9 protein-coding genes are annotated in these 10,416 nt (G+C 59.3%); 6 read left to right on the forward strand and 3 right to left on the reverse strand.

All coding sequences use genetic code 11. The annotated features are described in order from the left end of the window. The 6 genes from AC1DVH_RS20395 to AC1DVH_RS20420 form a co-directional block, all read left to right on the forward strand. Nucleotides 1-786: ABC transporter permease (locus AC1DVH_RS20395; protein ID WP_477755317.1), on the forward strand; the 786-nt coding region annotated here is incomplete at its 5' end. Between the two features lie 2 nt (nucleotides 787-788). Continuing rightward, nucleotides 789-1,589, forward strand: coding sequence for an ABC transporter permease (locus tag AC1DVH_RS20400; protein ID WP_477755324.1), 801 nt, complete (start codon nucleotides 789-791; stop codon nucleotides 1,587-1,589). A gap of 274 nt (nucleotides 1,590-1,863) precedes the next feature. Then, nucleotides 1,864-3,195 (forward strand): MFS transporter, encoded by a 1,332-nt coding sequence (locus AC1DVH_RS20405; RefSeq protein ID WP_477755318.1) that lies wholly within the window; start codon nucleotides 1,864-1,866, stop codon nucleotides 3,193-3,195. Between the two features lie 32 nt (nucleotides 3,196-3,227). Further along, nucleotides 3,228-4,346 (forward strand): class II histone deacetylase, encoded by a 1,119-nt coding sequence (locus AC1DVH_RS20410; protein WP_477755325.1) that lies wholly within the window; start codon nucleotides 3,228-3,230, stop codon nucleotides 4,344-4,346. Nucleotides 4,347-4,521: 175 nt separating this feature from the next. Next, nucleotides 4,522-6,153 (forward strand): amidase, encoded by a 1,632-nt coding sequence (locus AC1DVH_RS20415; RefSeq protein WP_477755319.1) that lies wholly within the window; start codon nucleotides 4,522-4,524, stop codon nucleotides 6,151-6,153. A gap of 89 nt (nucleotides 6,154-6,242) precedes the next feature. Beyond that, complete coding sequence (locus tag AC1DVH_RS20420; RefSeq protein WP_477755320.1) at nucleotides 6,243-7,466, forward strand: OprD family porin; 1,224 nt, start codon at nucleotides 6,243-6,245, stop codon at nucleotides 7,464-7,466. A 65-nt stretch (nucleotides 7,467-7,531) separates the two neighbouring features. On the opposite strand, the gene AC1DVH_RS20425 is transcribed toward AC1DVH_RS20420, so the two are convergent. The 3 genes from AC1DVH_RS20425 to AC1DVH_RS20435 all read right to left on the reverse strand — a co-directional run. After that, the gene (locus AC1DVH_RS20425) at nucleotides 7,532-8,332 is read right to left on the reverse strand and encodes an IclR family transcriptional regulator (protein ID WP_477755321.1); all 801 of its coding nucleotides are present in this window, start codon (nucleotides 8,330-8,332) and stop codon (nucleotides 7,532-7,534) included. A 74-nt stretch (nucleotides 8,333-8,406) separates the two neighbouring features. Beyond that, nucleotides 8,407-9,747, reverse strand: a complete 1,341-nt coding sequence (locus tag AC1DVH_RS20430) for an MFS transporter (RefSeq protein ID WP_477755322.1) — start codon at nucleotides 9,745-9,747, stop codon at nucleotides 8,407-8,409. Between the two features lie 63 nt (nucleotides 9,748-9,810). Continuing rightward, nucleotides 9,811-10,416, reverse strand: a 606-nt coding sequence (locus AC1DVH_RS20435) for a GMC family oxidoreductase (RefSeq protein WP_477755323.1), incomplete at its 5' end; no start/stop codon positions are given.

The raw sequence follows: 10,416 nt of genomic DNA on the forward strand, positions 1-10,416 counted from the left end.
ACCTGGCAAACCTTCAAACGGGCCTCTGGCCCTGTCGGGACTTACCACATGCTGTCCGCCGTGGACATGAAACACGACTACCAGCAGGGCCTGGTCGCCAAGGATGAAGCCGGTCTGTATCGCTCGATCCTTGGGCGCACCTTTGGCATCGCCGCCATCACAACGCTGGTTTGTGTACTGCTGGCATTCCCGTTGTGCGTGTTTCTGGACCGCCGAACGCCCAAGGCCCGCAACGCGCTGTTGCTCCTGATCCTGCTGCCGTTCTGGACATCGATTCTGGTTCGCACGACCGCCTGGATGGTGCTGTTACAGGACCAAGGCATCGTCAACGCGATGCTGTTGAAGCTGGGATGGGTCAACAGTCCGTTGCACCTGCTATACAACCGCTTCGGCGTGATTCTGGCGTTGGTTCACGTGATGCTGCCGTTCATGGTGTTCCCACTGCTTTCCGCCATGTCCAGTTGCAATCGCTTGTTGGTACAGGCGGCCTACTCGATGGGGGCTCGCCCACCGCGGGTTTTTTTCCAGGTCTACCTTCCACAGGTCCTTCCTGGACTGGCGGCCGGTGCCTTGATGGTCTTCATTGTCACTCTCGGTTTCTACATCACGCCCGCATTGCTCGGTGGGCCGGCTGATCAAATGATCAGTTTCTATATCGCCCAATTCACTACCGGCACCCTGAACTGGGGCCTGGCTTCGGCATTGGGGTTGGTGTTGCTGGTAGCGACCACCCTGCTCTACCTCATTCAGGCGCATCTGGCCCGCCGCAGCACAGGAGCTAAGTGATGATCCGTAATCCCAATAGTGGGCCGATGGCCTGGTTCGGCAATTTCGGCATGTCATTGAGTGGCTACCTGGTACTGGCCTTCCTGTTGTTGCCCATTCTCATCGTGCTGCCACTCTCATTCAGTGACAGTCGCTACATGTCACTGCCACTGGGACACTTTACTTTGCGCTGGTACGAGGACTTCTTCTCCTCCTCGCAATGGCTGAGTGCGCTGTTCAACAGTTTTGCGGTGGCCCTGGCGAGCACCGCGCTTGCCGTGATCCTGGGTGGGCTGGCGGCGTTAGGACTTCGGCACCCGGCCATGCCAGGCAAACGATTCATCGAAGTCCTGTTGATCGCACCCATGATCGTGCCAGCGGTCATCGTCGGCGTGGGCATGTATTTTGTGTTTTCCAATGCGGGGCTGACACGAACCTATCTGGGGCTGATTCTGGCGCATACCACCTTGGCGGTGCCGTTCGTGGTGGTCAATGTCGGCTCGGCACTGGGTGGTCTCAATCAGCGCCTGTTATGGGCAGCTGCGAGCATGGGCGCGACGCCCTGGACAACCTTGCGCAAAGTGACATTGCCGCTCATCTCGCCGGGCCTGTTGTCCGGAGGACTCTTCGCCTTTGCCACTTCCCTGGATGAAGTGGTCGTAACCCTGTTTCTCGCCGGCCCCGATCAGCGGACGCTGCCTCGCGAAATGTTCACGACGGCCCGAGAAGCATTGAGTCCAGTCCTGCTTTCCGCGGCCACCATCATGGTGCTGTTTGCCACCCTGCTGTTGCTGTTGTCACGCGCCGTGTCCCGCCGTTCCTGAACTCAGGCCTGCATCGCAGGCCTTTTCTCACACGTCACTCACAGGTTCCGCCTGTGGGTCAATGCGCCTGCGCGAAAGCCTTCCAAAGCCGCATTAGGTGCTTGACACCGCTTCCGACCGACTACTAGCATCGCTCACACAAAGAAACACGGTTTCGCTGAAAAGAATTAGATACATCCTTTGTCCGCGTCACCACTCTTCGCTCACTGCCATAAAAAATCACGCATCCGGCCCCGACCGGACACCGTCTGCACCATAAATACAGAGAGCCTCAATGAACCTCATATCCCGCAATACCTTTGAGAACGATCAGGATTGCAGTCTTTACAACCGCATCGCCTGGCGAATCCTTCCGTTTCTCTTCGTTCTTTACGTGGTTGCCTTCCTCGATCGGGTCAACGTCGGTTTCGCCAGATTGCAGATGGCCTCCGACATCGGTCTGAGTGACGCGGCGTTCGGCTTTGGCGCCGGCGTGTTCTTTCTGGGCTACTGCCTGTTCGAGGTGCCCAGCAACATGATGCTCAAGCGGGTGGGCGCACGTCTGTGGATCACTCGGATCATGGTCATGTGGGGGATCATTTCGACGTCGATGATGTTCGTCTCTACCCCGACCTCGTTTTATGTATTGCGCTTTTTGCTGGGGGTCGCAGAGGCCGGGTTTTATCCCGGGGTCGTTCTCTACCTGACCTTCTGGCTGCCGTCTTACGCGCAATCGCAAGGGCTGGCCTGCCTGAGCCTTGGCGTCGGCATCGCGGGAGTTCTGGGCGGCCCATTGTCCGGCTGGATCATGCAGACATTTGCTGGCGTGGCGGGCATGGCGGGCTGGCAATGGCTGTTCCTGCTCGAAGGCCTGCCTGCCGTGGTCCTGGGTGTCGCGGTGTACTTTTATCTTGAGGATCGCCCTGGCAAATCCCGCTGGCTGACGGTCGAACAAAACGCCCGGGTGGTCGCCGATCTGGAGGCTCAGCGTCTGTCCCACGAAAGAGCTGGCGCGGTGCATACCTTCCGCGGCGCTTTCAGCCATCGCGGCATCTGGTGCCTGGTGTTCGTCAATTTCGCACTGCTGTGCGCCACCTATGGCATGTCGTTCTGGATGCCGCAGATCATCAGGGGTTTGGGCGAACAGTCGTTGCTGCAGACGGGCCTGATCTCGGCAATCCCATTCGCGGTTGCGTCGGTATGCATGCTCATTGTCGGCAAACATTCCGACCGTACCCGTGAACGGCGCTGGCATGCATCGCTCTCGATCCTGGCCGCTGGCATTGGCCTGGCAGCGAGTGCCGCGCTGCATACGTCCCCTTACCTGTGCCTGTTCAGTCTGTGCATCGCCATGGCTGGCTGCCTGTCGGCGTTCAATGTGCTGTGGGCCATTCCCGGCACATTACTGACCGGTTCGGCGGCAGCGGCCGGCATCGCATTGATGACCACCGTCGGCAATCTGGGCGGTTACGCCAGCCCCTTCATGATGGGCTGGATCAAACAGGCTTCCGGCCACCTTGAATACGGGCTGTACGTTCTGGCGGCACTGACGCTCGTCGCTGCATTGGTGATGACCAGCGTACGTCCTGCAAGCCAGGCGACACGCGCAGTGGCAATGCCGGGTTGATGCTCTCGATGACATCCACACACCAGGAAATAATGATGTCCAAGACCGGATTTTTCTTTGATGAACACTGTTTTTGGCACAGCGGCGGCCTGTTCGCGCTCACCCTTCCCGTCGGTCAGTGGGTCGAGCCGCCCTCGGGCTCGGCGCATGCTGAATCGCCGGAGTCCAAGCGGCGGCTAAAAAACCTCCTGGACGTCAGTGGGCTGAGTCGCCACCTGCACCTGCAGGGCGGCACGCCGGTCACCCTCGAACAAATGCAACTCGTGCATACCGCAGCGTATTTGCAGCGCTTTCGGCAAGTGTGYGAGGCCRGCGGCGGAATGCTTGCGCCCGGTGCACCCGTCGGGCCGAGCACTTATGAAATCGCCCGGGTCTCAGCCGGCCTTGCCAGCGCTGCGGTCGATCAGGTGCTCCAGGGTGAACTCACCAATGCCTACGTGCTCAGTCGTCCACCCGGACACCACTGTCTGCCGGACCAGGCCATGGGTTTCTGCTACCTGAACAACATCGCCATCGCCATCGAAATCGCACGCGAGCGATTTGGCGTTCAGCGGATCGCCGTTCTGGATTGGGACGTGCACCATGGCAATGGCACCCAGACGATCTTCTACGAGCGTGACGATGTGCTCACGTTGTCGATCCACCAACAACGCGCCTTCCCCCGCGGCTATACCGGTGAAACCGACAGGGGCAGCGGCAAGGGAATCGGCTCCAACTTCAATATTGCCCTGCCTCCCGGCAGCGGTCATGAAGCCTACCTGCATGCAATGCACCGAATCGTCCTGCCGGTTCTGGAGCGTTACCAACCTGAATTGATCATCGTGGCTTGCGGCTTCGACGCCAATGGTGTCGATCCGCTGGGCCGGATGCTGCTGCACAGCGACAGCTATCGCGAATTGACCCGATTGATCAAAGACGCCGCCGAGCGCTTATGCGCAGGCAAATTGGTGATGGTGCATGAAGGAGGCTATGCAGAGGCCTATGTACCGTTCTGTGGCCTGGCCACCATCGAGGCGTTGAGCGGAAAACGGACCGAAGTACGCGATCCGATGCTGGAAATGCTTCAGACCCAGCAACCCGATTCCGACAATGTTGCCTTTCAGAAAAGTGTGATCGAGCGAACCGCAAGCCTGTTTCATGAGACCACCTAATCGGGCGTTGCCTGCTTGCAGGCACGCCTGGACAACCCACCCGAGGACGCTCCCCAACCAATGAGATGACAGCGTTTTCTTGCGTTACACGTTTAGGCCTTTTGCCGGCGAAACCCGGCAAACCACAACAAGAAAAATTCCATAAGCCCTCAAACTGCCGCTGACAGGAATACAGATGTCCATTACCGAAAACGATGTAAACACGCCTCTCGACTCCGCCTGTACCGATGCMGGCCGCCGCCAGGTTTTAAAAGGGATTGTCGGCGGGGTGATCGCCGGCTCCCTGCCCGGGGTTGCCTGGTCGGCTGCCGCTCAACCCGCGTTGGCCGGCGCCCAAAAACCGGCGAAAGCGACGGGAGAGATTGTCGACTGGAGTGCAGCTCAACTGAGCCTGGCCATTCATGGGCGGCAGGTGTCGTGCCGCGACGTGATGGCGGCCTACCTGGCGCGTATCGAGCAGCTCAATCCCACCTATAACGCCATCGTCGCCCTGCGCGACCCCGACAGCCTGCTTAAAGAGGCTTCGGCCTTTGACGCCAAACTCAAGGCCGGTGATTCCCTGGGTTGGCTGCATGGTATCCCGCAAGCGCCCAAGGACCTGGCGTTGACCAAGGATATCGTCACCACCTTTGGCTCGCCGTTGCTGCAAAAAAATCAACCCAAGGTAGATTCGATTCACGTCGCCCGGGCACGCGCGGCGGGTGCGTTGATGATCGGCAAAACCAACACGCCGGAATTCGGCCTCGGTTCCCAGACGTACAACCCGGTGTACGGCCCCACTCGCAACCCCTACAACCGGCAGAAAACCAGCGGCGGCAGCAGCGGTGGCGCAGCCACGGCGCTGGCGCTGCGCATGCTGCCGGTGGCCGATGGCAGTGATTTCGGCGGGTCGCTGCGCAACCCGGCGGCATTTTGCAATGTATACGGCATGCGCCCGAGCCAGGGCAGGGTGCCCCGCAGCCCGGCGGATGAAGTGTTTATCTCGCAGCTTGGCTACAGTGGCCCGATGGCGCGCACGGTGCCGGACCTGGCGTTGCTGCTAGCCACCCAGTCGGGCCTGGACCTGTCCGACGCGCTGTCCCTGGAAATCTCGGCCGAATTGGCTGCGCTGACCCCGCATAACGTCGAACACGCGCTCCAGTCCCGACAAACCGGCAAGAAAATCGGCTGGCTGGGGGACTGGGGCGGTTACCTGGCCATGGAGCCCGGCATCCTGGAGCTCTGCGAAAAAGCCCTGGGCAACCTCGCAGGCCAAGGCATGGTCGTCGAGCCGCTCAAGTCACCGTTTTCGCCCGAAAGCCTGTGGGACACTTGGTTGGTGCATCGTCATTTCGGCATCGGCAACGGCCTGCTCAAGTACTACGAGGACCCGACCAAGCGCGCGCTGCTCAAACCCGAGGCCATCTGGGAAATCGAGGGTTCGCTGAAGCTGTCCGCCGCAGACTTTTTCAACGCCAGCAAAGCCCGGAGCGCCTGGTACAAGACCCTCGTGACGCTGTTTGAAACCTACGACTATCTAGCGGTGCCCACCGCCCAGGTGTTCCCGTTTGACATCAACGAACACTGGCCCAAGCAGATCAATGGCCGCTCGATGGATACCTACCATCGGTGGATGGAAACCTGCTTCCCATGGACCTTGTCCGGCAGTCCGATCATCAGCGTTCCCGTGGGTTTCGGCCCCCAGGGACTGCCCATGGGCATGCAACTGATCGGACGCCCGCGGGATGACCTGGGCCTGCTCAAGCTGGCGTATGCCTATGAGCAACATAATGATTGGGTCAACACCAAACGCCCGGTGCTCCAATAAAACCTGCCACGCCAACACATAACTAAAAAGCGCAGCGTTCGGCCGAGCCCATTGGCCGGCGCGTGCGCCCCTGCACCCGGGATGTGAAAATGAAGAACAAACATGTGTTTCATGTTGCGCTGACCTGCACCCTCCCCCTGAGCGCGTTGGCCGACAACAGTGGCTTTATCGAGGACTCGCACTTTTCCATAAAAGCCCGCAACTTTTATATGAACCGCAACTTCCTCGACAACCGCACGTCGCAAAACTATTCGGAAGAGTGGGCCCAAGGCTTTATCGGGGTTTTCGAGTCCGGGTTCACCACGGGCACCGTCGGGTTCGGTATGGACGCCATCGGTTTGCTCGGCATCAAGCTGGACACCGGCAACGGCCGCAAGGGCGGTGGGACGCTGTTGCTCGAGGAGGACAGTGACGGCACCAAATCCCAATATGCCAAGGGCGGTGTGGCGGTCAAGGCGCAACTGTCAAACACCCTGTTCAAGTACGGCGAGCAACTGGTGAACCTGCCGGTGCTGGCCACCAGCGACAATCGCCTGCTGCCGGAAACCACCCAGGGCTGGCTCGTCACCAGCAAGGAAATCACCGACCTGACCCTGCACGCCGGCCACTTCACCGCCATGCGCAACCGAGACCAAAGCGAGCATGACAGCGGCCGTCTCACCTCCCTCGACCTGATCGGCGGCAGTTACCAGATCAACCGCAACCTCAATGCCCGGGTCTACCATTCGGATGTCGAGGACTACTGGCGCAAATACTACGTGGGCGCTACTGCCAGCCTGCCCCTGGGCGACGGCTACACCACCAAGTTCGACTTCAACGGCTATGACACCAAGAGCCAGGGCCAGCAGCGCGGCGGTGTGCTGGACAACCGCATCTGGAGCCTGTCGGCTTCGCTGGCAGTCGGACCGCACACATTCATGATTGCCCACCAGCGCGTCACCGGCCATGGCAAATACAGTTACGGCGTGGACGGTAATAGCACGGTGTTCGTGGCCAACTCAGTGCAATACTCGGACTTCAACTACGAAAACGAGCGCTCCTGGCTGGCCCGCTACGACTTAAACTTTGCCGCCCTCGGCGTGCCGGGGATTAGTTTTATGACGCGCTATCTGAAGGGTACGGACTTCCACACCGCGCAGACCGATGACGGTCACGCATGGGAGCGGGATATCGAAGTCAAGTATGTGCTGCAATCCGGACGCGCCAAGGACTTGTCATTCAGGGTACGCCAGGCAAGCTTCAGGAGTCCTGATCGAGGCGTAAACCTCAACGAGGTGCGTTTGATCACCGAGTATCCGATCAACCTCTTCTGATCCGACGAACCTGGCTGGAAGCGCCCAAGCTACCATTTCGATACAAGAGGTGGCTTGGGCATCGACTACAACCGCCGGTACGTTCCCGCGTGTAATCGCTCACTGATTTCCGCTGCTGCCGACTGCAACTCACGCAGCATGACCGCAGGCGGCGGCGTGGCAATTGCCGCGCTAGGGCCGACAATGCCGATAGTCCCGACAATCACGTCATTCTCGCGAAAGATCGGACAGCACAAAGCATTGATACCCATGGTCACTTCACCGTCGGCATCGTCATACAGGCGTTGGCGTATCAACTCCAGTCGTTGCATCAGCGCGTCTGGGTCATGCAGCGTACGCTCGGTCAGGCGCGGCATCTTACGGCGCATCACCCGTTGTTGACTGGCGGCATCGGAGAACGCAAGCACCGTGCGCCCCTGTGCTGAACAGTAAGGCAGTACACGATTACCCGGCTTGACCGAAATACAGACGTTGGCCTTGGATTCGACACATGACACCACCAGCGCGGTGTCGTGAGTCGCGACCGCCAGTAGTGCGGTTTGCCCTGTGGCATCACGGATACGCGTGAGGTAGGGGTCAGCGATAGCGCGCAGATCAAACTGCTCACCCGCGGCTTCACCATAGGCAACCAGGCGGGGGCCGAGCAGGTATTTTTCGCTGACGGGATCCTGTTCAAGAATGCCGAGCTGGCGCATCGACGCCAAATGCCGGTAGGTCCTCGGCTTGGCGGTTTGCAGCAGATGCGCCAGTTCAGTCACTCCCAAAGGGCGGCGTGCGGCCGTCAGCTCATCGAGCAGACGGAACACCATTTCCACTGACTCCAGCAATACGGGGCCGGTGGTGGGCTTTTCGTCATCCTGTTCCAAGAGGTCACCTCTAGTCGATAACTGGAAAAGCCCGATTGTATCTCCTGCCGAAACACTTTTGTTGGTCTGCGATATCAGATGCTCGATAGTTCGGGCAATCCTTTAACGTCCTTGGCGCCTGGAGGCTTGACTGAAAACATGACAAACGCCCCTATCAACGTCATTCCGGCCAGCGCATACAGGCCATATTCCAGATGGCCACTACTCTGCTTGACCCACCCCATCATGAATGGACTGGCATAGCCGCCCAAATTACCGACGGTGGCGATCAGCGCGATCCCTGCCGCCGCCGCAGTACCGGTCAGTAGCACGCCGGGCACCGCCCACAAGACACAGAAACCCGCCAGACCACCCGACATGGCCAAACTCAGCCCTGCCAACGACAACACAGGTTGATCATGGAAGTACGCTGCGATGGCAAGCCCTAGGGCAGAAGCCAGATTGCAGAGCGTACCGTGCCAACGTCGCTCACGTTTTTTGTCCGAGTGGCGGCTGACCAATACCATGAGGACCGAGGCGACCGCGAAGGGAATGGCAGCAATCAACCCGGTCTGAAACAGGCTTTTTACCCCAAGCCCCTGAACGATCTGCGGCAGCCAGAATGACACCCCATAGGTGCCGCACAGTAATGCAAAGTTGACGTAGATCAGGCACCACAAATCTTTATTGACGAATGCCGCACGGCAGTTGTGGCCCGCCCCGGCCGCCTCATGGTGCTGACGCTGAGCCGCCAGTTGCTGCACCACGCGAGCGTTCTGTTCCGGGCTCAACCAGTGCACTTTGCCAGGTCGATCGTCTAGGTAAAAGAACACCGCGATACCCAGCAGTACGGCCGGTATCCCCTCCAGCAAGAACAACCATTGCCAGCCCGCCATGCCCGCTACGCCGGCAAAYGTCTGCATGATCCAGCCGGAGAGCGGACTGCCCAGAACGCCGGCCATCGCAATGCCCAGATTGAACCAGGCCATGCCTTGGGACCGCGCGTAGGAAGGAAACCAGTAGGTCATGTACAGCACGACCCCAGGATAAAAACCGGCCTCTGCCATGCCCAACAGAAAGCGCAGGATATAGAAGGCAGTTGGCGTTTTGACGAACATCATTGAGATCGACAGCAATCCCCAGGTGATCATGATCCGGGTGATCCAGAACCTCGCCCCTACGCGCTGCAGGATCATATTGCTGGGGATCTCGCAGAGGCAGTAGCCGATGAAGAAAACCCCGGCGCCGAAACCGAACGCAAGATCGCTCAAACCGATATCGGCCGACATCTGAAGCTTGGCAAAGCCAACGTTCACGCGATCCAGAAAGGCGACCACATATAAAACGAAAAGAAACGGCAATAGACGCCAGGCAATACGGTTGTAGAGCAGGCTGTCCTGTTCATTGTCGAAGGTGCCGCGGGATATGAGGTTCATCGCTGTACTCTTGTAATTGTTGTGCATGCGAAGAGGTGCGCATAAGGCGCAGGTTTGAACGGACTACGCAGCGCTCCCCAAAATGAAATCGGCACACCGTTCACCGATCATGATGCAGGGCGCATTTGTATTGCCGCTGACGATGGTCGGCATGATCGACGCGTCGGCGACGCGCAGCCCCTGCACGCCATGCACCCGCAAATCGGGCCCGACCACTGCGTTGGCATCCGTCCCCATGCGACAGGTTCCCGCAGGATGGAAAACGGTTTTTGCAACACTGCGCACGTAGTCCTCCAGCACATGATCTGGAATGTCGTCGTGATCAGGAAGCAACAGCATGTTTTCCACCACGCAGGCCAGCGATGGTGCACGCAGGATGCGTCGAGCAAACTTCACTCCAGCGACCATGGTACTAAGGTCGTGCTCATCACTCAGATAATTAGCCTTGAGTGACACTTCCTGCATCGGGTCAGCACTTTTGAGGCGCAGTTGGCCGCGCGAGCGTGGCCGCAAGGCACAAGGGTTTATCGAAATACCGTGGCCACTGGGGGGCAACCGGTCGATGTCACCGACCAGCGCGGGCACCACGTGAAATTGCACATCGGGCCGGCCGCAACCGGTGGCATCAACAAAGGCCCCGCTCTCGACCACGTTGGAGCTGAGCAGGCC

The sequence above is a fragment of the Pseudomonas sp. P4_C3 genome, from assembly GCF_056402075.1.